Genomic DNA, 25,178 nt, shown 5'->3' with positions numbered 1-25,178 from the left:
GTAACCCGCCGGTAAGTTACGTCCCGGTAACTATCGTCGAACGCGGTGTCGAATGCGGAATGGGGTGCTCCGACGGGTGCATGGCGGCGCCGCGCTCGTGTGCGGCGGCGAAGGCGGGCGCGCCGAGAGCGCGGGTGGCCAGGGCCGTAATGCGGTCGACGTCGCCGCGCTCGGCGGGCGGCAGCGGGGCGCCGGACCGGCGGCGGAGGGCGGCGGCGGTGCCGAGGAGGAGGGCGGCCCGGGTGGCGGGGTCGGTGTCCCCGGTCGGCGCGGGGCTTCCGGGGCGGGCGGCGTGCGCGGAGTCCCCGGCCCGTGCGGCGTCTCCGGCGGGTGCGGCGTCCCCAGCGTGTGCGGCATCTCCGGCGCGTACGGCGCCTCCGGCGGCGGCCTCGACGCCCGCCAACCCCTCCAGCGCCAGGGCGACCGCGCGCGGGTCGGCGGTCTCGCGGGCGGCGGTCAGGCCTTCCAGGTGCAGCTCCCTGGCCCGGTCGAGGTCGCCGCGCTGCTCCGCCGCGAAGCCCAGCTCGGCGAGGGTCAGGGCCAGGCCGTGCGGCGTGCGCAGCCGGCGGTTCCACTCCAGCCACGGCGCCAGCAGCGCCTCCGTGTCCGCGGGCCTGCCGTCGCGGCGCGCCAGCATCGCGAGGCCGACCGTGGCGTACTCCTCGCCCGCCGGGTCCAGGTGCTTGGCGGCCAGCTCCCGGGCGCGTTCGTGGAGTTCGCGGGAGCGGGGGAGGTCGCCGGTGAGGAGGGCGATGCGGCCGAGCCCGGTGAGCCGGTACGAGACGTCCGCCCACAGGCCGAGCTCCTCGGCGCGGCTCATGGACTCGCCGTGCAGCCGGGCGGCGCGCTCGTAGTCGCCGGTGATCTCGGCGTAGCGGGCGAGGTGTTCGGCGGCCTCCAGCTGCCCCCACCCCTCGCCCAGCTCCTCGAACAGCGCGGTGCTCTCGGCCGCCCGCCGCGCCGCCTCGTCGATCTCGCCGCTGAACACCGCCACCGTGGACAGCACGGCGAGCGCGATTCCCGCGCACCAGCGGTCGCCGCGCTCCCGCGCCTCGGCGAGGGCGCGGGCGGCGAGGCCTGCGCCGGTGCCGGCGCTGGTGCCGGCGGCGCCGGGATTGCCGTAGTTCGCGCGGGCGTACGCAAGGAAGGCCACGGCTCGCGGGTCGGCGCCGGCCGCCGGGACGGTGTCCACGGGGGCAGGCCCGTCCGCCACAGTCGCGGCGATCATGGCGAAGCCGTCGTGCCAGGCGGCGACGGTGGCGCGCAGGGCCGCGGGCGCTTGTGGGGCCGGGTCCGGCTGCGGGGCGGGGTCTGCCTGCGCGGCCGTGCCTGCCTGCCCGCTTGGCTCCTGGCCGGGCTGCGTGGCTGCCTCCCCGCCTGCCTCCCGCGCGCCGGCCGCGAGCGCCCATGCCAGCGACCTGGCGCCCTCCTGGTGCCGGCCGCGCAGGAACCAGTACCAGGCCAGCGAACCCGCCAGCCGCAGCGCGAGGCCGGCGTCGCCGGTGGTGACTGCGGCGCCCAACGCCCGGTGCAGGTTGGTCGACTCGGCGTCCAGGCGGCGCAGGGCGGCCAGTTGGCCGTCGGTGGTCAGCTGCGGCGCGGTGCGCTCGGCGAGCGCGGTGTAGTACGCGGCGTGCCGCAGCCGTACGGCCGTCTCCTCACCGGCGGCCTTGAGCTCCTCCAGGCCGAAGGCGCCCACGGACTCCAGCAGCCGGTAGCGGTACCCGTCCGCCGCCGGGGCGGTCGCGACGAGCGAGCGGTCCACGAGCCGGGCGAGCAGCTCGGCTACGTCGTCGGCGACGACGGTGACGCCGTCGGTATCGCCCGCGCTGCCCGCGGCGGCAGCCGCGTCCGCACACACCGCCTCCGCCGCCGCCAGCGTGCACCCGCCCGCGTGCACCGCCAGGCGCCGCAGCACCACCCGCTCCTCCGGGGCGAGCAGCTCCCAGCTCCACTCGATCGTCGCCCGCAGCGTCCGGTGCCGGGCAGGAGCGTCCCTGCGGCCCGCCGCCAGCAGCCGGAAGCGGTCGTCGAGGCGCTCCGCCAGCCGCTCCACGCCCAGCGCCCGGACCCGGGTGGCGGCCAGCTCCAGGGCCAGCGGGATGCCATCGAGGCGGCGGCAGATGGCCGCCACCGCGGCCGCGTTGCCCGCGTCGAGGCGGAAGCCGGGCGCCGTGGCCGCGGCCCGCGCCAGGAACAGCCGCACCGCGCCCGACTGCCGCAGCTCCGCCAGGTCCACCGCGTCACCCGCCTCCGGCGGCGCCAGCGGCGGCACCGCGTACATCCGCTCGCCGTCGACGGCCAGGGGCTCCTGGCTGGTCGCCAGGATGTGCAGCCCGGGCGCGGCCCGCAGCAGTGGCCCGGCGAGGCGGGCGACGGACTCGACGACGTGCTCGCAGTTGTCCAGCACAAGCAGCAGCCTCTTGCTGCGCAGCGTCTTGGTGAGCACCTCCTCGGTGTCCCGCCCATCCGCGTCCCGTACGCCCAGCGCCTCGGCGATCGACTCGGCCGGCGAGTCGCAGCACTCCCGCCCCACCAGCTCGGCGAGCCGGACCCCGTCGGGGAAGTCGTCGGCGGCCAGCCGCGCCGCCTCCAGCGCCAGCCGGGTCTTGCCCACGCCGCCGGGACCGGTCAGCGTGATCATGCGCTCGGACCGCAGCAGCTTCTGTACGTCGGCGAGCTCGCTGTCGCGGCCGATCAACTCGGTGACGGGGGTGGGGAGATCGGCCACGGGGGAAGGGGCGCTCACCGTGACCGGCGGCGGCGTCGCCGCGAGCCCCAGCGCCGGATCCTGCTCCAGGATCGCCTGGTGCAGCGCCGCCAGTTCGGGCCCCGGCTCCAGGCCCAGCTCCGCCGCGAGATGGCGGCGCAGCGCCGCGTACTCCGCCAGCGCCTCACTCTGCCGCCCGGAGCGATAGAGGGCGCGCAGCAGCGCCGCACGCAGCCGCTCGCGCAAGGGATGCCGGGCCGCCAGCTCGCCCAGCTCACCGACCAGCGCCGCATGCTCACCGAGCGCCAGCCGCGCCTCGGCGAGCTCCTCGACCACGGCCAGCCGGTGCTCCTCCAGCCGCGCGGTGGCGGCCCGCGCGAACTCCTCGTCCGCCAGGTCCGCATAGGCCGGCCCGCGCCACAGCGCCAGCGCCTCGGTGAGGCCGGCGGCCCGGGCGGCGGGATCGTCCGCGGTACGGGCCCGGTCCGCCAGCGCGGCGAACTCCCGGGCGTCCACCGCCCCGGCCGCCAGCCGGTAGCCGCCGGGCCCGCGCACCACCAGCTCCTTGCCGCCGGATTCCGCGGCCTCCAGGGTGCGGCGGAGCTGCCAGACGCGCGTCTGGAGGGTGGCCGCCGGGTTGGCGGGAAGCGCCTCGCCCCACACGTCGTCGATCAGCCGGTCCGCGGAGACGGCGGCGCCCTCGTGCAGCAGCAGATCCGCGAGGAGGGCACGCACCTTCGCCTCGGCGACCTTGACCGGCACACCACCGTCCGTCCACACCGCCAGTGGCCCGAGCACCCCGAATCGCATCTCTCAACCGTACGCAGCCACCTAGAGGCGATCCAGAGAGTACTGAGAGCGGCCGGCGCGACAGTCGGTTCCGTACCGGGAAGCCCGCGATTTTGGAGACCCACATGTCCGCCTCCGCACCCGCCGCAGGACCACGCGCATGGGCCGGGCTCGCCGTGCTGGCGCTGCCCACGCTGCTGCTCGCCCTCGACATCTCCGTACTGCACCTGGCCGTGCCGCATCTCACCGCGGAACTGCGGCCGAGCGGCGACCAGCTGCTGTGGATCGTCGACATCTACGGATTCATGATCGCCGGCTTTCTGGTGACCATGGGCACGCTGGGCGACCGCATTGGGCGCCGCCGGCTGCTGCTCATCGGCGCGGCCGCGTTCGGGGCGGCCTCGGTCGCTGCTGCGTACGCACCCAGCGCCGAACTGCTCATCGCGGCCCGGCTGCTGCTCGGCATCGCCGGAGCCACCTTGATGCCGTCGACCCTCTCGCTGATCAGCAACATGTTCCCGGACCCGCGGCAGCGCGGCTTCGCCATCGCGGTGTGGGCGGCGATGTTCTCGGTCGGGATCGCGATCGGACCGATCGTCGGGGGTGTGCTGCTGGAGCGGTTCTGGTGGGGCTCGGTGTTCCTGCTCGGGGTGCCCGTCATGGCGATGCTGCTGGTGGCGGGGCCGCTGCTGCTGCCCGAGTCGCGGGACCCGCGGCCCGGCCGGCTCGACCTGCCGAGCGTGGTGCTGTCGCTGGCGGCGATGCTGCCCGTGACGTACGCGATCAAGGAGCTCGCGCATGGCTTCGGTGCGGGTGCGCTGACGGCGCTGGCCGCCGGGGTGGCCGCGGGGGTCTGGTTCGTCCGCCGGCAGCGGGTGCTCGCCGACCCGCTGCTCGACGTGCGGCTCTTCGCGGACCGGAAGTTCACCAGTGCGCTGCTGATTCTGCTGGTCGGGACGCTGACCGTGGGCGGGGTCTATCTGTTCGTCGCCCAGTACCTGCAGCTGGTCGCGGGGAAGTCCGCGCTGGAGTCCGGGCTTTGGCTGCTGCCGTCCGCGGTCGCGCTGATCGTGTCGTCGATGGCGGCGCCGGCGCTGGCACGGAGGTTCCGGGCAGGGCGGCTGATCGGGGCCGGGCTGGCCGTGTCCGCGCTCGGCTATCTGCTGCTGACGCAGGTCGGTGTCGATTCGGGATTCGGGCTGCTGGTGGCGGCGTCGATCCTGCTGGAGATCGGCTTCGGGCCGGTAATCGCACTCGGCACCGACCTGGTCGTCGGCTCGGCGCCCCCGGAGAAGGCCGGAGCGGCCTCGGCGATCAGCGAGACCGGCACGGAGCTGGGGTCGGCGCTGGGGGTCGCGCTGCTGGGCAGCGTGGGTGCGGCGGTGTATCGCGGGGAGGTCGGGGACGCGCTGCCGGCGGCGGCCGGGGAGACGCTCGCGGGCGCGACTGAGTATGCGCAGGAGCTCCCCGCAGCCGCCGCCCGTGAGGCGCTGCACACCGCGTACGAGGCCTTCACCGGAGGCCTGGCGGCCGCCGGGCTGATCGCAGCAGCGCTGGCCGCGGGGATCGCGGTGCTCGCGGTGATCGGACTGCGAGAGACGTCCGACGACGACCCCGCAGAACAGGCGCCCGGCGACGTAACGAGGGTGCGGGGTGGGGGTGCGCCCGCAGCGCGGGGATGAGCAGCAAGGGCAGCCAAAGATGTCGGCGCCGCGTGAGGACGTACCCCCACCCCGCACCCGGCCCCCAGGCCGGACGACCCCCTCACCTGGCGATGGAGCGCCCCGTGGCCTCGGGCGGGGCCGCCGCCACCGAGTCCGCCGAGCCGAGCTGCTCCGCCACCCGAGCCGCGGTGCGGCGACCCCACCGCCCGGTCGTTACGGCCCCGACCAGCAGGATCAGGACGCCGCACCCGGTGATGATCCACCAGGCCGGACGGGCCGCCCCCGCGAAGTCCGCCGGGGAACCGCTGCCCGTCCAGCCGTGCGCCAGCACGGCACCGAGGACCGCCACACCCAGTGCCGTACCCACCTGGCGGCTGGTCGAGGCGACCGCCGCCGCCACCCCCGCTTGGGCGCGGGGCATGCCGGAGACCGCGGTGTTGGTGATGGGCGCGTTCACGAGGCCGAAGCCGATGCCGAAGGCCACGTACGAGGCGAGCATGCGCGGCGTGTGCAGCTCCGCCTCGAAGGCGGCGAACAGAAGCCCGCTCAGGGCGATCAGCGGCCCCGCGAGAAGGAGCGGCAGGCGAGGCCCGTGGCCACCGACGAGACGCCCGGAGAGCGGGGCGAAAACCGCCGTCATGGCCGCCATCGGCAGCAGTCACAGCCCGGCGTCCATGGGCGACAGCCCCTTCGCGTCCTGCAGGAACAGGCTCCCGAGGAAGAGGAACCCGGCGAGCGCCGCGAAGGCCGCCACGGCCACCAGCGTCGCCCCGCTGAAGGGCGCGCTGCGGAAGAAGCGCAGCTCGATCAGCGGCTCGGCGCGGCGCGGCTCGTACCAGACAAGCAGCGCCAGCGCCGCCACCGTCACGCCGATGCACGCCAGGATCAGCGGAGACGTGACCCCGCGATCCCGGGCCTCGATGATGGCGAAGGTAAGCGAGCCGAGGATCGCGATGATCAGCAGCTGACCAACCGGATCCGGTCGGCGTGGGTGCGGAGCCTTGGACTCCGGTACGTAACGAGCCGTCAGCAGCAGCGCCGCCAGCCCGACCGGGAGGTTGATCCAGAAGATCGACCGCCAGCCGACCGAATCCACGAGCAGCCCGCCGACCAGCGGCCCGGCCGCCATGCTGATCCCCACCACACCGCCCCACACGCCGATCGCGCGGGCGCGCTCCCGGGGTTCCGTGAAGGTGTTGGTGATGATCGACATGGCGACCGGGTTGAGCATCGAACCGCCGACCGCCTGCAGGGCACGGAAGACGATCAGCCACTCCAGTGACGGGGCCAGGCTGCACAGCACGGACGCCGCCGTGAAGACGGCCAGGCCGGTCAGGAAGACCCGCTTCCTGCCGAGCCGGTCGGCGGTGGAGCCGGCCAGCATCAGCAGGGAGGCGACCACGACGGTGTACGCGTCGATGGCCCACTGCAGGCCCGAGACGGGTGCGTCGAAGTCCTTGCCGAGGGCGGGGAGGGCGACGTTCAGGACGGTGTTGTCCAGGCTGACGATCAGCAGGCTCATGCAGCAGATCCCAAGGATGAGCATGCGCCGCCGATACGTCATGGTGCCCACCGTAATCGGATATGTGCTCATGCCACCGATCGCGGCAGCCGCAGGCTGAGGAGGGCGGTGATCGCGATCCCCGCGAGCTGGACGCCGAAGGCGATGAGCAGGGCATCCCGTACGCCGATGGACGGCGACAGCGCCAGGAACAGCGAGCCGAGGGTGGCGACGCCGAGGGCGAGGCAGCTCTGCTGATTCGTCACGGCGAGCCCGCTGCCCGCGCCCGCCCGGTCGGCGGGCACGCTGCCCAGGACGACACGGAAGTACGTGGGCAACTGCAGCCCCTGGCCGAAGCCGAGCACCGCCATGCCGGGCGCCATGCCCAGCGGCCCGAGGTCGGGCCACCGCCACAGCACCGTCGCACCGAGGAGGGCCAGACCCGCGCCCTGGATGAGCGCGCCCCAGGTCATCACGCGACGCCCGTGCTTCGGTATCAGCCGCGGCCCGGTCAGCGAGGCGGCGAAGAAGGCCGCGCACATCGGGACCAGCGCCAGCCCGGCCGCGATCGGCCCCAGGGACAGCCCCTGCTGCAGCGCCACCGCGACGACGAACATGAAGCCGCCGAACCCGAGGAAGAGCGGCAGGCCGATGGCCAGGCCGGTGCGGAGTGCGGGCTCGCGCAGCAGCGACGGGGGGAGCAGCGGGGAACCGCCGGTGGCTTCGCCGCGGCGCTCGACCGCGTAGAAGGCGTACGCCAGGACGGGGGCGGCGATGAGGAGGATCCAGGACCAGACCGGCCACCCGGCCGCCCGTCCTTCGGTGAGCGGCAGCAGCAGGGCGATCAGCGCGGAGGCGAGGAGAATCGTCCCCGCGGTGTCGCTGCGGGCGGGCTGCGGCGAGCGGCTGTCCGGGACCGTACGGAGGGCGAGGAGCAGGGCGACGGCGGCCACGGGCACGTTCACGAGGAAGATGGCGCGCCAGCCGGTGCCGAGCAGGTTCGCGCTGACCAGGACGCCGCCGAGGACCTGGCCCGCGACCGAGGAGATGCCGCCGGTGGCGCCGTACAGGCCGAGCGCCTTGCCGCGGCGGTCGCCGCTGGTGGCGGCGTGGATGGTGGCCAGCACCTGCGGCAGCATCAGCGCCGACGCGGCGCCCTGGGCGACGCGGGCCGCCACGAGCGTCCAGGCGTCGGGGGCGAGGCCACAGGCGAGGGAGGTGAGGCCGAAGAGGGCCAGGCCCCAGAGGAAGAGCTTGCGGCGGCCGTACGTATCGCCGAGGCGGCCGCCCAGGACGAGGAGGACGGCGTACGCGACGCCGTAGCCGGCCACCACCATTTCCAGGAGGGATTCGCTGGCGTTGAGGTCGCGCTCGATGGTGGGGAGGGCGACGTTGACGATGAAGAAGTCGATCATCGGGAGGGCGGCGCCGAGCAGGACGGTGAGGAGGCCCAGGGGGCCGAGCACGGGTGGCCGCGGGGCGGCCGGGGGCGCCGGGGTCTTCGGGGTTCCCGATGGCCCTGGGGCGCCCGGGGTCACATGCCGTACCCGCGGGACCACCGTGGCCCGGGACGCGGTGCGGCCGGTGAGGGTGTTGGTCGAATCAGTCACGTGAGCAACCATGCGTCCGATTTCAGGGTGGTACCAGAGAGCGTTTATCCAGGTATTGGAACCACCTGGCAATCGGATGCGACATCCGGCAGCCTGGGAGTATGACCACGAGTGCCATCGCCCGCCGCGAGCTCGCCGACTTCCTCCGCACCCGCCGCGAGCGCATCACGCCCGAGCAGGTCGGCCTGCCGCCGGGCCGCCGGCGCCGCACGCCAGGGCTGCGCCGGGAGGAGGTCGCGGCGCTCGCCGCGGTCGGGGTCACCTGGTACACGTGGCTGGAGCAGGCCCGCGACATCCAGATCTCCGCGCAGGTCGCGGACTCCATCGCCCGCGCGCTGATGCTCGACCGCCCCGAGCGCACCCACCTCTTCGTCCTCGCGGGCGTCGCCGACCCCAGCCCGCGCGCCGACTGCGCGGCCATCTCCCCGGCGCTGAACGTGATGCTGCGGCAGCTGGAGCCGTATCCGGCGGCGGTGCACAACAGCCGCTACGACATCCTCGCGTACAACCGCACCTACGCCCGCCTGGTCGGCGACCTGGACGCGCTGCCGGAAGAGGACCGCAACATGCTCTGGCTCGTCTTCACCGACCCGGAGTGGCGGGAGGCGGTGGTCGACCGGGAGCGGGTGCTGCCCGGGATGGCGGCGAAGTTCCGGGCCGTCATGGCCGAGCACCTGGCGGAGGCCCCCTGGAAGGCCCTGCTGAAGCGGCTGCAGGACGCCTCGCCGGAGTTCTGCGAGGTGTGGGAGCGGCATGACGTGCTGCAGCCGGAGAACCACACGAAGCGGTTCCTGAACCCGCGGGTGGGGCTGCTGACGATGGACTTCACCCAGCTGTGGCTGGGCCCGCGGCAGGGCCCGAAGCTGACCACGTACACCCCGGCCGACGAGGTGACGGAGGGCCGGCTGCGGGAGCTGCTCCAGATCGCGACGGCGTCTCCGGTCGTCGCGGCGTGAGCGACAATAGTCTGATGTCGTCGCTCCAGATCGGCCCGCACGCCGTACAGCCGCCCGTCGTCCTCGCGCCGATGGCGGGTATCACCAATGCGCCGTTCCGGACGCTGTGCCGTGAGTTCAGTGGTGGGAAGGGCCTCTTCGTCAGCGAGATGATCACTACGCGGGCGCTGGTGGAGCGGGATCCGAAGACGATGCGTCTTGTCCATTTCGATGGGTCGGAGAAGCCGCGGTCGATTCAGCTGTACGGGGTGGATCCGGTGTATACGGGGCGGGCGGCCCGGATGATCGCGGACGAGGGACTGGCCGATCATATTGATCTGAATTTCGGCTGCCCGGTGCCGAAGGTGACGCGGAAGGGCGGCGGGTCGGCGCTGCCGTACAAGCGCAATCTGCTGCGCAGCATTCTGCGGGAGGCGGTGCGCAATGCGGGTGACCTTCCGGTCACGATGAAAATGCGCAAGGGGATCGACGACGACCACATCACGTATCTGGATGCCGGTCGGATCGCGGTCGAGGAGGGCGTGACGGCGATCGCCCTGCATGGGCGGACCGCGGCGGAGCATTACGGGGGTACGGCGGACTGGGATGCGATTGCGCGGCTGAAGGAGACGGTGCCGGAGATTCCGGTGCTGGGGAATGGGGATATCTGGTCGGCGGATGACGCTCTCCGCATGATCAGCCATACCGGCTGCGATGGAATCGTGGTGGGCCGTGGCTGCTTGGGGCGGCCTTGGCTCTTCGGCGACCTGGTCGCCGCCTTTGAGGGGACGGGGGCCTATGCGCGGCCGACGCTCAAGGAGGTCGCGGTGGTGATGCTGCGGCACGCCGAGCTCCTCGGCGAGTGGATCGGGGACGAGACGCGTGGGGTCATCGACTTCCGCAAGCATGTGCCCTGGTACACGAAGGGCTTTTCGGTCGGCAAGGAAGTCCGGCATCGGCTGGCGATGGCGAGCACGCTTGCGGAGATGGACGCTTTGCTTGGGGAGCTGGATCTGGATCAGGCGTGGCCTGACGATGCGGATGGGCCGCGGGGGCGGACTGCTGCGGGGCGTGGGCGTGTTGTCCTGCCGGACGGGTGGCTCGATGATCCGTATGAGTGTGCGGCGATTGGCGCTGACGCGGAACTGGACACGTCCGGGGGTTGAATCTTCGCGCCTTGCGGCGCGGCATCCGAGCTTCGCTCGGAATCCTCAAGCGCCGGATGGGCTTGGGGTGGGTGGGCCGGGCCGAGTTCCGCGACACTACCGAAGAAAACCTCTGTGGTCGGCCAAGTACGTTCCGGGGTTTTCTTCGGCAGCGTCGCTCCACTCGGCCCTCCTCCCGGAGGGGGAGTTCGGCCTAGGCCTTGCCCTGGCTTCGCCTGGGTTGATCTCTCCCTACGGGAGGAGGGCCGAGTGGAACGACGCCGCCGAAAAAACCCAGCACCGGGCGGTGGTGGACCACCACGTTTTTTCGGTGGTGTCGTGGAACTCGGACCGGCCCACCCACGATCAAGCCGGTCCGGCGCTTGAGGACTCCGTGGCGAAGCCACAGGATGCCCGCGCCGCAGGCGCGAAGCGCGGCACTGGGTGCCCCGAGGCGGCCGACCGGCGGGCCGCAGGGTCCGCGAGGTGAGACACACCGCGTGATACTCGCCACGTTTGATTGGCGGTATGCTCAGATGAGCAGGTAGTGGCTGCTCACACCTCTCCAAGGCGTGGCACTCAGTGCCAGGCGTGTGTCTTCACCTGCTGAAGCCCGCGCATGCGCACCGTGACACGTCCGGCCGGTTCGAGTTGCCGCGTACCGACAAACCCGGATCCCCTGTAAGGGCAGTCTTCGAGTAGTAAACGCATAGGTGGTTGGCCCTCGGGCCCATTGGATCGCAGGTGCGGAGGCCGAAAGCCGCCATGATCGGCAAGTGGCGGTACCCGTCAACCTTTGATCTGGGTATGTTCCTCGCCGTCAGGGCAGAAGCGCAGGCAAGACCCGTGAGGTGTCCCGTGCCGAAGAAGCAGCAAAAGAAGAATCAGAAACTCGTCTACGACTTCAGCGAGGGCAACAAGGACCTGAAGGACCTCCTCGGCGGCAAGGGCGCCAACCTCGCCGAGATGACGAACCTCGGGCTGCCGGTCCCTCCCGGCTTCACCATCACCACCGAGGCCTGCAAGGTCTACCTTGAGACCGGCACCGAGCCGACGGCACTGCGTGCCGAGGTGAGCGCCCACCTCGACGCCCTCGAGCAGCGCATGGGCCGCAAGCTCGGCCAGGCCGATGACCCGCTGCTGGTGTCCGTACGCTCCGGCGCCAAGTTCTCGATGCCCGGCATGATGGACACCGTCCTCAACATCGGCCTCTCCGACGACTCCGTCGAGGGCCTCGCCAAGCAGGCGGGGGACGAGCGCTTCGCCTGGGACTCGTACCGCCGGCTCATCCAGATGTTCGGCAAGACCGTGCTGGGCGTCGACGGCGAGCTCTTCGAGGACGCCATCGAGGAGGCCAAGCGGGCCAAGGGCGTGACCACGGATGTCGACCTGGGCGCGGACGATCTGCGGGGGCTCACCGAGCACTTCAAGCAGGTCGTCGCCAAGGAGACCGGGAGCGACTTCCCGCAGGACCCGCGCGAGCAGATGGACCTGGCGGTACGGGCGGTCTTCGACTCGTGGAACGGCGACCGCGCGAAGCTCTACCGGCGGCAGGAGCGGATCCCGCACGATCTGGGCACTGCCGTCAATGTGTGCTCGATGGTCTTCGGCAATCTCGGCCCGGACAGCGGCACGGGCGTCGCCTTCACCCGCGACCCGGCGTCCGGCCAGCAGGGCGTGTACGGCGACTACCTGCAGAACGCGCAGGGCGAGGACGTCGTGGCGGGTATCCGCAACACGGTCGCGCTCGCCGATCTGGAGGGGCTCGACAAGAAGTCGTACGACGAGCTGATGCAGATCATGGAGACGCTGGAGAACCACTACCGCGACCTCTGCGACATCGAGTTCACCATCGAGCGCGGCAAGCTGTGGATGCTGCAGACCCGGGTGGGCAAGCGGACGGCCGCGGCAGCGTTCCGTATCGCCACGCAGCTTGTCGACCAGAAGCTGATCGATGAGGCGGAGGCGCTGCAGCGGGTCAATGGCGCGCAGCTGGCGCAGCTGATGTTCCCGCGCTTCGACGAGGACGCCACGGCCGACCAGATCGGCCGCGGCATCGCGGCGTCGCCGGGCGCGGCGGTCGGCAAGGCGGTCTTCGACTCGTACACGGCGGTGAAGTGGTCGCGGTCGGGGGAGAAGGTCATCCTCATCCGGCGCGAGACGAACCCCGATGACTTGGACGGGATGATCGCGGCGGAGGGGATTCTCACGTCGCGTGGTGGCAAGACCTCGCACGCGGCGGTGGTGGCGCGCGGCATGGGCAAGACGTGCGTGTGCGGCGCGGAGGAGCTCGAAGTCGACACGAAGCGGCGGCAGATGACGGCGCCTGGTGGCGTGGTCATTGACGAGGGCGATCTGATCTCGATCGACGGGTCGAGCGGGAAGGTCTACAAGGGCGAGGTGCCGGTGGTGCCTTCGCCGGTCGTGGAGTACTTCGAGGGGCGCATGCACGCGGGCGCCGAGGACGCGGACGAACTGGTCGTCGCCGTGCACCGGATGATGGCGTACGCGGACCGGATGCGCCGGCTGCGGGTGCGCGCGAACGCCGACAACGCGGAGGACGCGGCGCGGGCGCGGCGCTTCGGGGCGCAGGGCATCGGGCTGTGCCGTACGGAGCACATGTTCCTGGGCGAGCGCCGCGAGTACGTGGAGCGGCTGATCCTCGCGGATACGGAGACCGAGCGGGAGTCGGCGCTGAAGGAGCTGCTGCCGCTGCAGCAGCGCGACTTCGTGCAGCTCTTCGAGGCGATGGACGGGCTGCCGGTGACGGTGCGGCTGCTGGATCCGCCGCTGCACGAGTTCCTGCCGGACATCACGGAGTTGTCGGTGCGGGTGGCGCTGGCGGAGTCCCGTAAAGACCACAATGAGAACGACCTGCGGCTGCTGCAGGCGGTGCACCGGCTGCATGAGCAGAACCCGATGCTGGGGCTGCGGGGGGTGCGGCTCGGGCTGGTCATTCCCGGGCTGTTCACGATGCAGGTGCGGGCGATCGCGGAGGCGGCGGCGGACCGGCTGGACGCGAAGGGCGATCCGCGGGCGGAGATCATGATTCCGCTGGTGGGCACCGTCCAGGAGCTGGAGATCGTACGGGACGAGGCGGAGCAGGTCATCGAGGAGGTGCAGGCGCGGCGGGGCGTCTCGCTGAAGCTGTCGCTCGGCACGATGATCGAGCTGCCGCGCGCCGCTCTGACGGCTGGTCAGATCGCGGAGTCGGCCGACTTCTTCTCCTTCGGCACGAATGACCTGACGCAGACGGTGTGGGGCTTCTCGCGGGATGACGTGGAGGCGTCGTTCTTCACGGCGTACCTGGAGAAGGGCATCTTCGGCGTATCCCCCTTCGAGACGATCGACAAGGACGGGGTGGGCGCTCTGGTCCGGGACGCGGTGAAGGCGGGGCGGGCCACGCGGCCCGACCTGAAGCTCGGCGTCTGCGGCGAACACGGCGGCGACCCGGAGTCGGTCCACTTCTTCGACGAGGTCGGCCTGGACTACGTCTCGTGCTCCCCGTTCCGCATCCCGGTCGCGCGGCTGGAGGCAGCGCGAGCGGCGGCGAACGGCCGCGCTTCCTGACCCCGTACCCCCTCATCCCCCGGAGCACCCCTGACCCTCGCGCTCCGGACCCAGGGGCGGGCGCCTGTGCGGAGGCGCCCGCCCCGCCTTTTCGACCAGCAGGAACGCATTCGAACACGCTGTGACCTGCTGAAATATGCCCGAGTGGTACCGATGGGAACCGAGCAGTTCCCGTTGTGCTGTGCCCTCGTTGTGCCCTCTCGCGGTCGTGACCCGCCGTAGCGGCGCCCGTCTCCCTCTCGGAGACAGAGGCGGCGCCGCCCGGTGCGGGAACACCGAACGGCGCCTTGATCCAGATCCCTTCTGCATCAAGGAGTCCAGACCATGAGCACAACCGTATCCATCCTCGTCAACTCTTCGGCGTCGCTGGCCGACGTCGACCCTGGCGAGCCGATCCCGTTCTCGTTGACGCCGGCCGCGTCCTCGCCGTGCCCGGCGTGGTGCGCGCTCGGCCCCGTCGACTCGCAGGAGCACAATGGCGGGCCGCGGGCGACCGTGCACCGCAGCGTTGAGGCGCTGCTTGCCGGGCCGTGCGACGGCTTCGGGGAGAACGTCGCCGTCCGGGCTGAGATCTACTCGCTCGAAGAGGAGGGCGAGCGGCAGTGCCCGGCTGTGATCTACGTGCAGGGGGAGTCCGACTTCGAGCTCACCTCCGAGCAGGCGGACGTGTTCATCGCCGACGCCGAGCAGTTCCTCGCCACCCTCCGCGTGCTGCGCGCGCAGATGGAGGGCTGAGCGATGACGACCACAAATGGCCCGGCTGTCGCGCTGGTGACCGACGCCGACACCCTGCCCGTCCCGTTCCGGCTGACGGCCGCCGGCGATCTGGCCGCCGCGCTGGAGGCCCTGTACACCGAGCACGGCGTCACGATGCTGGAGATGCCGGAGGACGGCCCGCACTTCGGATCTTTCCTCGGCTACTACGCCGTGGTCTCCGGTCTGCCGGTGATGGTGTTCCCGCAGCACCAAAATTTGGCGCAGCGGCTGACGGTCGCGCACGGCCTGCTCGCCGCTGTTGGCGAGCGGGGTGCGGCATGAGCGGCCCGCGCACGGTGACCGTGCAGACCCTCGACCGCGGCGACGTCACGCTCACCTGCCCCGACTGGTGCGTCAGCGACGACCACGGCGCCGGCGGCTATGCGGCGGACCTGGCGCACGAGGGCGCGGAACACGGCCTGACGGTTGCGACCTACCTCGGTCCGCAGACGGTCTTGTCGTGTTCGCTGGAGAAGCGGCCGTTCGCGGATAAGCCGCCTGGCACGGCCACGGTGATGAGCGTCGACCTCGGCGGCGACTGGGTTGCGCATGACGCGGAGGAGCTTGACCTTCTGTCGGCGGCGCTGATCGGGTACGGCTTCCGGCTGCGGGCTCAGTCCCGGCGTCTGGCCCGCCTGCGGGGGGTGGAGGCGTCGTGAGCCGGTACGCCTATGTGCCGCGGCCGACCGAGGACAAAGCTGTTGTGGCTGCGTCCTCGGCGGCCCGGCCGCTGCTGCCTGTTGAGCAGCTGCTCGGTCGGCTGCTCGCCGCGTACCGGCTCCGTGACGACCACGGGTTCGCGCTGCTGGCGCACTACGTGGTGCGGCGCGCCCTCGGCCAGGTCGAGGGGGTGACGGGGTCATGAGCCTCACGGCTGGTCAGCGGCTTGTTCTCGGTACGGCCGCCGTCGTCATGGTCGCCGTCGGCGTGGCCGGTGCGGTGGGCACGTTCGCGAACGCGCTCGCCGAGTTCGGCCGCAAGGCCACCGCTGCCGGCGTTGTCGCCGCGGGCGAGGGGCTGACCCTGATTCTGGCGCTGACCCTGCTGGGTCTGACCCTGCTGGGCCAGTCCTCGCCGCCGTGGGTGCGCGTCGGTCTGTGGGTTGCGCCGCTTGCTGCCTGCGGGATGGGCCTGTCCCTCGCCTCGAACATCACCGAGGCCGCGGTGTACGGCGTCACCCCGCTCGGGATGAGCGGGGCCGCCGAGGGCCTGGGTCTGATCGCCCGCCGGATCGTCATCTACACCACCGGAGTGGATGCCGAGGCGCAGCGCCGCAATGCCGACGCGGTGCAGCAGCTCGCCTACCACCAGGCCGCCGCCGAGCGGCACCCGGATGAGGGGACCCGCACTGCTGCGCTGCGCAAGTCGTGGAAGCTCGCGCGGCAGGTCGGCGTGGGTGACCAGGTTCTCGGTGGCGCGCTTGTCGAGGTGCAGCGGGTACGGCTGCGGGAAGGGGCCGATGCGGCCCTCGCCACCATGTACGGCGGCCAGCACGACAGCCTGCCGGCGAGCCCCGTCAATGAGCTCAAGCCGGCCTCCGCCACGGAGCTGCTGCGTGCACGCCTTCGCGGCATGCATCCCGCCGACGCGATCCGCCTGGCGCAGGAGGCGCGCCCCGATGCGCCGCCGGCGGAGCTGGCTCACATGCTCGGCACCTACGGCGTGCCTGTCGACGCCATCGCGGTCGCCCTCGTCCTCGGCCAGCAGCCGACGGAGGGCGAGGCGCATCAATTCGATGCGGTGGATGCGCCGCAGGTCGGCGAGTTGGAGCCGTTGACGGTCGAGGCCGCGGTCGTCGAGGCCGCATCCGCCCTTGGACCGGACGCATCCGCCCGTGAGATCGCCGAGCAGGTTGCCCGCCGCAGGCGCCTTGTTGTCACCGAGCCCTACGTGCGCACCGCCCTGTCCCGGGCCCGTGCCGCGAAGAAGATGGAAGGCGGATACGCCTGATGCGCACTCTCCTCATCGCCCTCGCCGGGCTAGTCCTCGTCCTGCACCCCGAGCTGCTCGCGGACGTCCTCATGGCGGTGGGCCTGGCCGTGCTCACGCCCGTGGGGCTCTCGTTCACCGCCGGCCTCCTGCTGCGGCCCATGGTGGCGCGGCACCTCCGGGGGTGGGCAGCGTGAGCAACCGCCTTCCCCGGCGCTACAGGTTCGACAACCACCTCCCCGTACCGCGTGAGCCCGCGCAACTGCCGGTACAGCGCTCGCACGAGCTCTCCGTACCGGCGAACGAAGAGCCTTCGCAGCAGCCCCCGCAGATCGTGCACATCCACCAGGCGCCGCCGGACCGCACCCTGCAGCGGGTAGCGCTCGGTGCCGGCATGGGCGGCGGCGCGGTGGTCGCGGCCGTGTTCCTCGCCCCCATGCTCATTGCCCTGGTGCAGTCGCTCGTGCTCGGCATCATCAGCCTCGTGGTGGCGCTAGCTGTGGCGGCATGGGTTGTCGTGACGGTCGTCGGTGCGCTCGGCGGCGGCCGGAAGGGCGGCCGTCGATGACCGATAGCGTGAAGCTCGCGAAGGACTCTGCCGAGCGCCGCCGCCTGGCGCGGCTGCGTCACCTGGTCGTAGAGGCCCGCCAGAAGCCCGCGTACCGGCTCGCCGTGCGTCACGGCGCCTACGTCGTCGGCGGCGCTCGTGTCCTGTCCCGGCGGGCGTGGGAGGCCCGCACCGCGGCCACGCATCAGCGGATGATGCGGATCGCCGAGGCCGCGGGGAACGAAGAGCTGGTGCGCAAGTGGGAGCAGCGGGCATACGCGTACCGGTTCGCGCGGCATAAGCGGCGGATGGACCTGCTGCAGATGGCGCTGAACGCGCCGAAAGCGCTGCTGTCCGGGGTGGCCGCCGGCGCGGGTCTGCTGCTGGCCCTGGGCGTGCTGGTGGCCTGGTACAACCATGACACCCGCGACGTGCTCACCCCGTTGAACGCGGCCGTCGAATTCGTGGGCTGGATGGCGTTTCTGGCGTCCGTGATCTGGGGGCCGTTGCTGTATTCGCTGCCGGTCATGGCGCTGGCCGCGGTGTGGTCGGTCGGCCGCAACCAGCGCACCGCCCCCACTTGGGCGCTGCCTGTCGACGGTGATGAGCGGGACGTCGTCCCGGACGAGAACGCCATCATGCGGGCGTTGGGCAACCTGGGCATCGCGGCACTGAACAAGGCCATCAAGGAGGGGTGGAGGCCCCGGTGGGTGCAGCCCACCGTGCGCCTCGGCAACGGTTATCACACGCAGTTGCAGCTGCCGTTGGGTGTGACGGTCGAGATGGTCAATGCGAAGAAGCCGGTGCTGGCGCACAACCTGATGCGGAAGCCCGTCGAGGTGTGGCCGACCGAGCCACCCAAGCAGCCCGGCATCCTGGATCTGTGGGTGGCCGACCAGGGCTCGCTGTCCGGGCCGGTACCTGCGTGGCCGCTGCTGACCGAGGGCACCACAGACTATTTCAAGGGCGTGCCGGTCGCCGTCTCGCAGCGCGGCGAGACCATCGTCGGGAAGCTGATGGCGGCGAATTGGATCGTCGGCGGCATCATGGGCTCCGGCAAGACGTCGATCGTCGTCGCGCTGCTGCTCGGCGCCATCCTCGACCCCATCGTCGAGGCCGAGGTCTACGTGATGGCCACCAACGTCGACTACGACCCGCTCAAGCCCCGGCTGCGGGCCCTGGTCAAGGGCGACGATGACGAGCAGCTCGAAGCGGCGCTCAACCGGCTGCGGAGCCTCACGAACGAGGTCACCGAGCGCGGCAAGCTGCTGGAGGAGCTCGGCGGCGACTCACCCAAGCTGACCCGCGAACTGGCGGTGAAGGATCCGCGGATGCGGCCCCGGGTCGTCGTCTTCGACGAGTGCCACGAGCTGTTCATGCACAAGCAGTACGGCAAGGAAGCCGCCGAGCTGGCCATCCGGGTCATGAAAAAGGCCCGCAAGGTCGGCATCACCCTGATATGGGTCACCGTCTCCCCGACCGCCGACAGCATCCCGCGTGACGTCACCCGCAACACCTCGCACCGGGTGGCGTTCGCGGTGGGCGACCAGGTCGCCAACGATGGACTGCTCGGGTCGGGCAGGTACAAGGCCGGCGTCCGAGCGACCGAGCTGGTGCCCGGCCAGGACATCGGTACTGCGGTGACGGTGGGCTTCACCAGCAAGCCATTCGAAGTGATCCGCTCGCACTATGTCGCCCGCGACCCGGAGAAGAACCTCGACGAGGTCACGCCGGTTGTAGAGCGCGCGCTGAAGGCGTACCAGAACGCCGACGGCGTGTGGGAGGTGCCCACGTTCGAGCCCGCTGACCCGCTCGCCGATACGGCGGCCGTCGTCGGCGACGAGCCGCGCATGCTTGTGCACCAGGTGCTGCACCTGCTCGCCGAGCGCAACCCGGACGCCTACCGCGAGTGGGGGCCGGCCGACCTGAAGCGGGCGCTGGAGCCCTACGGGGCCGAGCAGTACAAGTCAGGTGGCCGCATGGTCGTCGCCGCCGACCGCCTCCAAGACGCCATCATCGAGCGCATGACGGAGGACGTCGCGGACGTCGAAGACGATGAGGGAGCCGACGACCTCTGAGGGAGTTCTCCCTCCCGCCTCCCTCGGTGCCACCTGCACAAACAGGCGTTGAGGGAGGCGAGGGAGGCGAGGGAGGCAACACCGCGGGAAACGGGAAACAGGCCCCTTCGCCTCCCCGACCCGCTTCCCTCCCTGTCGTCACGGAGTGTTCAGGGCGTGCCGGGCGCGCGCGATCACTCGATGAGCCTCGGCGCCGTACACCGCGGAGTCACGGGTCATCTCCCAGGTGCGCATGTACAGGGCGATGGTGTCGGCGTCCTCAAGCCAAAGTTCGGCGTGCCGGTCCTCGACGACCACGAGCCGCTCGTCGTAGATCCAGAACCCGTGCGTGGGGGCGATCTTCAGCGACGCTGAGAGCGGCACAATGCCGAGTTCCACGGTGTCCAGCCCGAGGACGCTGATCAGCCGGTCCAACTGCGCAGCCAGCACTGCATGCGGACACAGGGCGGCGTACAGCGCGGCCTCCCACATGATGATCTCGTAGCGTCGGCTCGCGTCGTAGAGCCCTTCCTGGCGCTGGATGCGGGCCCGCACCGCGTCCTCGGTATCGCGCGGCGACTGCATCAGCGCGGCGTGCCGGGTGAAGACGTTCCGCGCGTAGTCGGCGGTCTGCAGCATCCCGGGCATGATCCCGCACTCCCAGATACGCAACGTCTGGGTACGCGCATGCTCGGCACTGATGGCGTCCTGCACGGGGCGGTGGCCGGCGGCCAGCTGACGGCGCCAGCTGCGCATGTGCGACTCGAACGCACGCAGCCGGGCCACCAGCTCGCCTACCGCCTCGGGATGGCCGGTGACCTCCGCCCACGAGCGCAGATCATCGTCTGTGGCCGTCTGCTTGCCGTTCTCCAACTTGCTGATCTTCGACTGCTGCCACCCCAGCCGCGCAGCCAGATCTGTGCCGGTGAGCCGGCCCCCCGCGGCCGTCAGCCGCAGCTCCCTCAGTCGGTCCCCGAGGGCGGAACGAGCCTGCTGAAAGTCCGTGCTCACCGGCGTGCCACTCAGCTCTGCGCCGTGACTGCCTCGGCTGCGAACTTGTCGGACGGAACGGCGAAGTGCCAGGCAGCATCGCGGATCTGTGCATAGCGGTTGACGCGCATCGGCTCCGTGACCAGCTCTGCGCCCAGCAGGTTGTCCGAGTCGTCGAAGTTGAGCACCGCGGCCATGCGGGAGTCGAAGAGCCAGAAGTCCTCACGCGGGAGTTGCAGCCGCTCGGCTTCCGCGCGGGTGAGGTTGCGGATGTCCTCGCCGGCGGCGTTGTTCCGGTGCGCGCCCTCGAGCAGGTACCGCTGGCCTCGCGTCGGCGGGGTGTCGACCACGCGCACCCGCTCGAACCGCTTGCCCTGCTCGGTCTGCCGGCGGACGCCGGCAAGCCATGCGTTGTCGTAATCCCACTGCACGGGCTGGCCGGCAGCGAACTGCCGCCAGGTCGCGGTCTGCTCGTCGCTGGCGTAGCGGCGCCGGGTCTCCAGCCGCCAGGCGGTGTGCTCGAAGGATTCGAAGAGCCGCAGGAAGGCGTCTACGTCCACCATGTGCGGGGTGCGGTCCTTGGGCCCGAAGTCGACGAGGACTGTGCGGGGCACGACGATGGCAACCTCGCCTTCCTGGATGTGCTGCAGCTGAGCCAGGTCCTCGGGATCGGCCAGCGGTGGGCCGTGCACGATCACATCGTCGGAGCCCTGGTCTTCGTGTACCGAGGGGCAGCCGCCGCCGTCGGAGTCGCCGGGGCCGCTGCCGTTGTAGCGCAGACGTCGCGCCATGGGGTGCTCCCTTCGCCAGTTGATGTGACGAGCATGGCCGTCTCAACGGCGGCGCACACTGCCGCTGTCCCGAGTTCAGGAGGATATTCGAGCAACTCCCGAGGTAGGTCGAGCATATTGGAGAATTCCGCCTGTCCGACAGGCTGCTGCACTCCCTACGGTGCCGGTCATGGCGACCACGAAGAGAGCCCCGGGCGTCGACCCGGGCACTGCAGTTGAGCAGCTGCGCGACGCGCTCACGGGCGTCGACATCGTGCTGCCGTCGCTCGCTATCGACACCACGTCGCCGCGGCTGGCGCTCGTCCAGCTCGGCACAGTGCGGGCGGAGGTTGCGATGCAGCTCGCCGGCGCGCTCCGTGACCGCGGAGGAGACAGCGATGGGTGACGCCACGTGCGCGGGCGCCGCGGCGCTCCTGCCGTTCCAACCCCGGATGACGCTGCGGGTGTCCCGCGACGGAGGCCGTACCTGGGGCCGTACCCGTGTCATCGCACCGACCGCCGAACCCGCGCCGGCCGACGAAAACCTCGCCCTCTACCCGCCCTGTAAATGCCCGCGGCATCGCCGGGCAGGCGGCAGGGCCGGCTGATGCGGCCCGTGCTGCGGCGCCCGAGCGTCGTCCCTTACATCGCCGCCTGGAGCAGCGAGTGGAACGTCAGCCCTCCCGTTGTTCACCGCGGGTTCGGCATCGGCTACGCGGACGAGGTTCCCCAGGACCGTGACGAGCACGGGGTGGTGTGGGCGCGCAATTCCATCCGTCCGAAATCGGGGCGGCCGGACTTCGGCCGCGTGCATGCGCTGCGGCAGCGTCGCGCGATGCGGCGGCTGTTGTGCCAGGTCTGCGGCGAGCCCGCGGACCGCGACACTCGCGGCACGCTGTGGATCGTCGAGGACGCGCGCGGTGACTGGCCGGACTGGCCAGAGCGCATGGTCACTGCCCACCCGCCTGTCTGCCTGCCCTGCGCCCACCTGGCGGTCGAGGAATGCCCGCACCTACAGGAGGAGGGCTGGGTCGCCCTCCGCGTCCAGGCTCCCCGCATCGACGGCGTGCACGGCATGCGCTATCAGCGCGGCATGCCGCTGCCCCAGCCGGGCAAGGCTGAGACTCTGCCCTACGAGGACAACGCCGTGCGCTGGGTCCAGGCCAGCCACCAGACCCAGATGGTGCGCGGCTGCACCGTCGTCGACCTCGCCCGCGAGACGGCCACCGCCCGACGCCCTTGAGACTCCCGTCTCCTGCTGCGAACGCCACGTTCGCGGGCGGCCGCGGTAGGCCGCGACGGTCGGCAGGAGGCGGCCCCAGCACCACCCGCAACGACGCACCGAGGAGGACGCCTTGAGCACCATCGACGCGGAGGGCGCCACGACGGATGAAGAGAACGTCACCGACGGCGAGTGGTGGACGAAGCGGCGGTGGGTCAAGCACCCGGAGGTGCGTCTCGGCGTCGGCTGCGTAATCGACGACGTAGGGGAGCTCAGAGTCCGCGCGCGATTCGGCAAAGCCGAGTACACCGTCTTCAAGACCGAGGTGGAGCCGGCGACGGAAGACGAGATCCGTCGCGCCGCCGCGAAGATGCGGCCGCCGACGGGGTACCAGGCGCCCATCATTGACCACGTCCCCGCCCGCCGCCGCAGACGCCGCTGAACTGCCCGTCCGGCGACGAGACCGCCGCCCCTGCGTCAGGCCCATGGGCGGCGCCGAGCCCCGTCCCGGTGATGCCTTCCGGGGCGGGGCTCTACCTGCCGGTCACCACCCTTCGGGTGGTTCGGGTCCCATCAAGACCTCGATGTCTTGGCGAAGCTCCTCGTAGACCCACTCTGCATACGGCTTCTCAGTCTCCCCGTCCGGTTGCGGTACGACCGTCTCAAGGAACCGTTCGAGGCCCTGTTCGTCGTCGTACTTCAGCCGCAGTCCGAGTGCGTCCTTGAGGTAAGTCTGGCTTCCATCAGGAACCAAGTGCAGCAGAACGCGGAGCCGTTCGCGCGCAGCGTCCTCCTGGGGCATCCTCTTGTGGCCCCGCAGCTCTGCGTAGGCTTCCGATACCTTCAGCAGCAGGTCCATGCGGTGCTGGCGCATCCGCTCGTCCCCAGCACGCGTCCGCTCTTCGCGGATCTGACGGGCTGCCTCAGCGCGATCGCGCTCGTGCCGCTCCCTCTCTTCCTTGAGCGCCAGCTCGTGACGCTCGATCTCAGCCTTCAGTTGCTGATCAGCACGCCTCCGATCCCTCCACGCTAGAAAGATCGTGGTTCCGAGCCCAGCTAGCGCCACGTATGCCGTCAACTCCTGGGCCCAAGTCACTTGAGCTGCAGCGCTCTCTGCCAGAAGGTGTGCAGTGGAATGCATGACCGGAGCCTACGAGCGCCTATCGACTGGCGCCTGTGATTGCCGAGCATCTCCTAGTCGAAGATCCCTTCCGGGTCGAGGTCTTCCGGCTCCTCGATCTGCAGCCCCTGACGGGCCCGCGCATCCGGCGTCAGCCCCAACTCGCGAGCCCAGTAGCGCAACTGCGTCGACGCATCGCGCATGGCCGCCACGGAAGGGTTCTTCACCAGACCGGCGCCGCCCCGGGCCGCGTCCGCCGAGGAACGACCCTCGACGAGCGCCCCGCGCTTCGCGATATCCCGCTGCGCCGCATCGAACGCAGACCACCACGAGCAATAGGCCACCACCGCCGCCCGGTCCGTCTCCCGCACTCGCGTCGGATACGCCGCATGCTGCTCCGCCAGATGCTTCCACTCCGCCTTGCCCGCCCTGTCCAACTGCGCCGGGATCTTGTCCCAGTCCAGCCCCGGGCCGACAGCTATCCGCCGGCGCTCACGCTCCGCCTGCGTCACCGAGTAGAGCGGCTTACGTGCTGCTGGCATCGTTCACCCGCCTTTCAGAAACAGATCTTGAAGCCCCCGGCCATGCGATCCCCTCCCCCACGGTCATTCCATGATCACGGAAGGGGATCATCCCCCACCCCCGTGATCACGTGGCGTTCCATCCGCCGGGCTGCCGCTGGGCTGTGGATCGGTTGTGGCAGGGCTCGCAGAGTCCGCGGCCGTGCTGGGGGTCGTCGGGGTCGAGTCCTTCGACCTCGAGCTGCTTACGGCTCTTCGGGTAGTGATCGGCGACGGTCGCGGGTGCGCCTCGGCATTCGACGCACACCGGATCGCGGTCCAGTACGCCTTGGCGGAACCGTTCGCGGTGCCGTTGCCCGTAGCCGCGTTGCCGTGCGGTTCCTCGTTGCCTGTCTGCCTGCCTCGTGTGTACGGGGCATGGCTTGCTGTGCTCGCATCCGGGGCGCGAGCATGGTGGCTTGGGTCTGCTGGGCATGTGGTGCTCCTGTCGGTGGTGGTGCTCCCGTCCGCCCGTCCGTCGGGTGACGGTGGGCGGACGGGTCGGCGCTGGTCAGGTCTGTGCGAGAAATGGAGGTGACTCGCTCTCTGGCCATCGCTCCCGCTTACGGCTGGCCGTGCCATGGCGGCCGTAGAAGGTGGCGTTGACGCCGGATCTATGGGCTCAGGCCGCAGCGTCTGCCGGGTCAGCAGCCATGCGCGTGATGTCGTCATCGCTCATGCCGTGCAGTTCCTCGGGCTTGGCCAGTGCCGCCTGCATGCCCATGTGCATGCGCGACTGCATGTCGGTGCGACGGGCGTGGATGGCGCCGGCTTCGGCATAGACCTTGGCCGAGCTGGGCCGAGTGGACAGGTAGTCGGCTACGACGTCGTCCCAGTCCATGTCATGTGCCCGCTTGCCGATGGCGCGGGCCAGGATGGCGTCTCCTGCCTGCTCGGCCTGCGCCAGCATGCGGGCGGCGTCGGCTTGTTTACGGATGCCGGCGGCCCGGTCCTGCGCGTCGCGGATGGTGGTGTCGAGGCTGGCCTTGTTGGTGGCGGTGGCGCGCTCGAGGTCGAATCCCCACAGCTTCCGCTCGAGCTTGGGGAACGCGTCGTCGTCGGCGGCATGCTGCTCCTTGAGTACCTTCCGCAGTGCCGCGCGGGTGGTGGTGTACAGCCGTGCGGCCTCGACCTTCCTGCGCTCTGCGTGCATGTTCCGGTCACTGCGGATGTTCCGTATGCCCTGCTGGTACAGGCCGCGGATGTTCGCCGACTTCGTCTCGCCCGGGGTGGGCTGGGGTGTGGCGGCGCGGGTGGCCTGGGTGAGGAACTGGGCCGTCTTGCTTGGCATGGTGGTACTCCT

Annotated in this window: 22 protein-coding genes and 1 pseudogene; 15 read left to right on the top strand and 8 right to left on the bottom strand. The window is 71.1% G+C overall.

Going from position 1 to position 25,178, the window contains the following annotated elements:
• Positions 1 to 16: 16 nt before the first annotated feature.
• Positions 17 to 3,520, bottom strand: coding sequence for a BTAD domain-containing putative transcriptional regulator (locus tag ACNNMR_RS13240; RefSeq protein WP_419994788.1), 3,504 nt, complete (start codon positions 3,518 to 3,520; stop codon positions 17 to 19).
• A gap of 104 nt (positions 3,521 to 3,624) precedes the next feature.
• On the opposite strand from ACNNMR_RS13240, the gene ACNNMR_RS13235 reads away from it, so the two are divergent.
• Complete coding sequence (locus tag ACNNMR_RS13235) at positions 3,625 to 5,181, top strand: MFS transporter (protein ID WP_419994787.1); 1,557 nt, start codon at positions 3,625 to 3,627, stop codon at positions 5,179 to 5,181.
• Positions 5,182 to 5,263: 82 nt separating this feature from the next.
• Here ACNNMR_RS13235 and ACNNMR_RS13230 read toward each other — a convergent pair.
• Together ACNNMR_RS13230 and ACNNMR_RS13225 are read right to left on the bottom strand one after the other, a co-directional pair.
• Positions 5,264 to 6,709, bottom strand: a pseudogene (locus ACNNMR_RS13230) (MFS transporter).
• A gap of 44 nt (positions 6,710 to 6,753) precedes the next feature.
• Positions 6,754 to 8,286 (bottom strand): MFS transporter, encoded by a 1,533-nt coding sequence (locus ACNNMR_RS13225; protein ID WP_419994786.1) that lies wholly within the window; start codon positions 8,284 to 8,286, stop codon positions 6,754 to 6,756.
• Positions 8,287 to 8,375: 89 nt separating this feature from the next.
• Here ACNNMR_RS13225 and ACNNMR_RS13220 point away from each other — a divergent pair, with 89 nt between their 5' ends.
• The 11 genes from ACNNMR_RS13220 to ACNNMR_RS13170 all read left to right on the top strand — a co-directional run bounded on the left by ACNNMR_RS13220 (position 8,376) and on the right by ACNNMR_RS13170 (position 19,234).
• A complete protein-coding gene (locus ACNNMR_RS13220; RefSeq protein ID WP_419994785.1) occupies positions 8,376 to 9,230 on the top strand; it encodes a helix-turn-helix transcriptional regulator in 855 nt (284 codons plus the stop codon).
• 14 nt (positions 9,231 to 9,244) lie between these two features.
• Positions 9,245 to 10,375: a tRNA dihydrouridine synthase DusB gene (gene dusB / locus ACNNMR_RS13215; protein ID WP_419994784.1), complete on the top strand. Its 1,131-nt coding sequence runs from the start codon at positions 9,245 to 9,247 to the stop codon at positions 10,373 to 10,375.
• A 744-nt stretch (positions 10,376 to 11,119) separates the two neighbouring features.
• Positions 11,120 to 13,924 carry a pyruvate, phosphate dikinase gene (gene ppdK, locus ACNNMR_RS13210; RefSeq protein ID WP_419994783.1) on the top strand — a complete coding sequence of 935 codons (2,805 nt, stop codon included), beginning with the start codon at positions 11,120 to 11,122 and terminating at the stop codon, positions 13,922 to 13,924.
• 324 nt (positions 13,925 to 14,248) lie between these two features.
• Positions 14,249 to 14,659: a DUF6907 domain-containing protein gene (locus ACNNMR_RS13205; protein WP_419994782.1), complete on the top strand. Its 411-nt coding sequence runs from the start codon at positions 14,249 to 14,251 to the stop codon at positions 14,657 to 14,659.
• Between the two features lie 3 nt (positions 14,660 to 14,662).
• On the top strand, positions 14,663 to 14,962 hold the full coding sequence (locus tag ACNNMR_RS13200) for a hypothetical protein (RefSeq protein WP_419994781.1): 300 nt from the start codon (positions 14,663 to 14,665) through the stop codon (positions 14,960 to 14,962).
• A complete protein-coding gene (locus ACNNMR_RS13195; protein WP_419994780.1) occupies positions 14,959 to 15,339 on the top strand; it encodes a DUF6907 domain-containing protein in 381 nt (126 codons plus the stop codon). Before ACNNMR_RS13200 ends, ACNNMR_RS13195 begins: the two co-directional genes overlap by 4 nt.
• On the top strand, positions 15,336 to 15,545 hold the full coding sequence (locus ACNNMR_RS13190) for a hypothetical protein (RefSeq protein WP_419994779.1): 210 nt from the start codon (positions 15,336 to 15,338) through the stop codon (positions 15,543 to 15,545). Before ACNNMR_RS13195 ends, ACNNMR_RS13190 begins: the two co-directional genes overlap by 4 nt.
• A complete protein-coding gene (locus tag ACNNMR_RS13185; protein ID WP_419994778.1) occupies positions 15,542 to 16,630 on the top strand; it encodes a conjugal transfer protein in 1,089 nt (362 codons plus the stop codon). The genes ACNNMR_RS13190 and ACNNMR_RS13185 overlap by 4 nt, the downstream gene beginning before the upstream one ends.
• The gene (locus tag ACNNMR_RS13180) at positions 16,630 to 16,806 is read left to right on the top strand and encodes a hypothetical protein (protein ID WP_419994777.1); all 177 of its coding nucleotides are present in this window, start codon (positions 16,630 to 16,632) and stop codon (positions 16,804 to 16,806) included. Before ACNNMR_RS13185 ends, ACNNMR_RS13180 begins: the two co-directional genes overlap by 1 nt.
• A complete protein-coding gene (locus tag ACNNMR_RS13175; protein WP_419994776.1) occupies positions 16,803 to 17,177 on the top strand; it encodes a DUF6251 family protein in 375 nt (124 codons plus the stop codon). The genes ACNNMR_RS13180 and ACNNMR_RS13175 overlap by 4 nt, the downstream gene beginning before the upstream one ends.
• Positions 17,174 to 19,234, top strand: coding sequence for a cell division protein FtsK (locus ACNNMR_RS13170; RefSeq protein WP_419994775.1), 2,061 nt, complete (start codon positions 17,174 to 17,176; stop codon positions 19,232 to 19,234). Before ACNNMR_RS13175 ends, ACNNMR_RS13170 begins: the two co-directional genes overlap by 4 nt.
• A 138-nt stretch (positions 19,235 to 19,372) precedes the next feature.
• Here ACNNMR_RS13170 and ACNNMR_RS13165 read toward each other — a convergent pair whose 3' ends face one another.
• Both ACNNMR_RS13165 and ACNNMR_RS13160 read right to left on the bottom strand, forming a co-directional pair.
• Positions 19,373 to 20,224: a helix-turn-helix domain-containing protein gene (locus ACNNMR_RS13165; protein ID WP_419994774.1), complete on the bottom strand. Its 852-nt coding sequence runs from the start codon at positions 20,222 to 20,224 to the stop codon at positions 19,373 to 19,375.
• An 11-nt stretch (positions 20,225 to 20,235) separates the two neighbouring features.
• Complete coding sequence (locus ACNNMR_RS13160; protein ID WP_419994773.1) at positions 20,236 to 20,994, bottom strand: DUF6879 family protein; 759 nt, start codon at positions 20,992 to 20,994, stop codon at positions 20,236 to 20,238.
• A 169-nt stretch (positions 20,995 to 21,163) separates the two neighbouring features.
• Between ACNNMR_RS13160 and ACNNMR_RS13155 the strand changes: the two genes are divergently transcribed.
• The 3 genes from ACNNMR_RS13155 to ACNNMR_RS13145 all read left to right on the top strand — a co-directional run bounded on the left by ACNNMR_RS13155 (position 21,164) and on the right by ACNNMR_RS13145 (position 22,637).
• Positions 21,164 to 21,379: a hypothetical protein gene (locus ACNNMR_RS13155; protein ID WP_419994772.1), complete on the top strand. Its 216-nt coding sequence runs from the start codon at positions 21,164 to 21,166 to the stop codon at positions 21,377 to 21,379.
• Positions 21,380 to 21,541: 162 nt separating this feature from the next.
• Positions 21,542 to 22,216, top strand: a complete 675-nt coding sequence (locus ACNNMR_RS13150) for a hypothetical protein (RefSeq protein WP_419994771.1) — start codon at positions 21,542 to 21,544, stop codon at positions 22,214 to 22,216.
• Between the two features lie 112 nt (positions 22,217 to 22,328).
• The gene (locus ACNNMR_RS13145; protein WP_419994770.1) at positions 22,329 to 22,637 is read left to right on the top strand and encodes a hypothetical protein; all 309 of its coding nucleotides are present in this window, start codon (positions 22,329 to 22,331) and stop codon (positions 22,635 to 22,637) included.
• 102 nt (positions 22,638 to 22,739) lie between these two features.
• Here ACNNMR_RS13145 and ACNNMR_RS13140 read toward each other — a convergent pair whose 3' ends face one another.
• The 3 genes from ACNNMR_RS13140 to ACNNMR_RS13130 all read right to left on the bottom strand — a co-directional run bounded on the left by ACNNMR_RS13140 (position 22,740) and on the right by ACNNMR_RS13130 (position 25,166).
• A complete protein-coding gene (locus tag ACNNMR_RS13140) occupies positions 22,740 to 23,336 on the bottom strand; it encodes a hypothetical protein (RefSeq protein WP_419994769.1) in 597 nt (198 codons plus the stop codon).
• Positions 23,337 to 23,389: 53 nt separating this feature from the next.
• Positions 23,390 to 23,857 carry a phage terminase small subunit P27 family gene (locus ACNNMR_RS13135; RefSeq protein ID WP_419994768.1) on the bottom strand — a complete coding sequence of 156 codons (468 nt, stop codon included), beginning with the start codon at positions 23,855 to 23,857 and terminating at the stop codon, positions 23,390 to 23,392.
• Positions 23,858 to 24,497: 640 nt separating this feature from the next.
• The gene (locus ACNNMR_RS13130; RefSeq protein ID WP_419994767.1) at positions 24,498 to 25,166 is read right to left on the bottom strand and encodes a hypothetical protein; all 669 of its coding nucleotides are present in this window, start codon (positions 25,164 to 25,166) and stop codon (positions 24,498 to 24,500) included.
• Between the last annotated feature and the right edge of the window lie 12 nt (positions 25,167 to 25,178).

The sequence above is a fragment of the Streptomyces boninensis genome (assembly GCF_048572725.1).
In the GTDB taxonomy this organism is placed as follows: domain Bacteria; phylum Actinomycetota; class Actinomycetes; order Streptomycetales; family Streptomycetaceae; genus Streptomyces; species Streptomyces boninensis.
Note: the sequence above shows the minus strand (reverse complement) of the source record. Positions and strands in the feature narration are given on the sequence as shown.

Excerpts from the sequence above, each read along its gene's own strand:
- ppdK (WP_419994783.1), top strand. The coding sequence starts at position 11,120 with ATGATCGGCAAGTGGCGGTACCCGTCAACCTTTGATCTGGGTATGTTC.
- ACNNMR_RS13220 (WP_419994785.1), top strand. The coding sequence starts at position 8,376 with ATGACCACGAGTGCCATCGCCCGCCGCGAGCTCGCCGACTTCCTCCGC.
- ACNNMR_RS13225 (WP_419994786.1), bottom strand. The coding sequence starts at position 8,286 with ATGGTTGCTCACGTGACTGATTCGACCAACACCCTCACCGGCCGCACC.
- ACNNMR_RS13240 (WP_419994788.1), bottom strand. The coding sequence starts at position 3,520 with ATGCGATTCGGGGTGCTCGGGCCACTGGCGGTGTGGACGGACGGTGGT.
- dusB (WP_419994784.1), top strand. The coding sequence starts at position 9,245 with ATGTCGTCGCTCCAGATCGGCCCGCACGCCGTACAGCCGCCCGTCGTC.
- ACNNMR_RS13195 (WP_419994780.1), top strand. The coding sequence starts at position 14,959 with ATGAGCGGCCCGCGCACGGTGACCGTGCAGACCCTCGACCGCGGCGAC.
- ACNNMR_RS13150 (WP_419994771.1), top strand. The coding sequence starts at position 21,542 with ATGCCCGCGGCATCGCCGGGCAGGCGGCAGGGCCGGCTGATGCGGCCC.
- ACNNMR_RS13130 (WP_419994767.1), bottom strand. The coding sequence starts at position 25,166 with ATGCCAAGCAAGACGGCCCAGTTCCTCACCCAGGCCACCCGCGCCGCC.
- ACNNMR_RS13235 (WP_419994787.1), top strand. The coding sequence starts at position 3,625 with ATGTCCGCCTCCGCACCCGCCGCAGGACCACGCGCATGGGCCGGGCTC.
- ACNNMR_RS13155 (WP_419994772.1), top strand. The coding sequence starts at position 21,164 with ATGGCGACCACGAAGAGAGCCCCGGGCGTCGACCCGGGCACTGCAGTT.
- ACNNMR_RS13205 (WP_419994782.1), top strand. The coding sequence starts at position 14,249 with ATGAGCACAACCGTATCCATCCTCGTCAACTCTTCGGCGTCGCTGGCC.
- ACNNMR_RS13160 (WP_419994773.1), bottom strand. The coding sequence starts at position 20,994 with ATGGCGCGACGTCTGCGCTACAACGGCAGCGGCCCCGGCGACTCCGAC.
- ACNNMR_RS13135 (WP_419994768.1), bottom strand. The coding sequence starts at position 23,857 with ATGCCAGCAGCACGTAAGCCGCTCTACTCGGTGACGCAGGCGGAGCGT.
- ACNNMR_RS13185 (WP_419994778.1), top strand. The coding sequence starts at position 15,542 with ATGAGCCTCACGGCTGGTCAGCGGCTTGTTCTCGGTACGGCCGCCGTC.
- ACNNMR_RS13200 (WP_419994781.1), top strand. The coding sequence starts at position 14,663 with ATGACGACCACAAATGGCCCGGCTGTCGCGCTGGTGACCGACGCCGAC.
- ACNNMR_RS13180 (WP_419994777.1), top strand. The coding sequence starts at position 16,630 with ATGCGCACTCTCCTCATCGCCCTCGCCGGGCTAGTCCTCGTCCTGCAC.
- ACNNMR_RS13170 (WP_419994775.1), top strand. The coding sequence starts at position 17,174 with ATGACCGATAGCGTGAAGCTCGCGAAGGACTCTGCCGAGCGCCGCCGC.
- ACNNMR_RS13140 (WP_419994769.1), bottom strand. The coding sequence starts at position 23,336 with ATGCATTCCACTGCACACCTTCTGGCAGAGAGCGCTGCAGCTCAAGTG.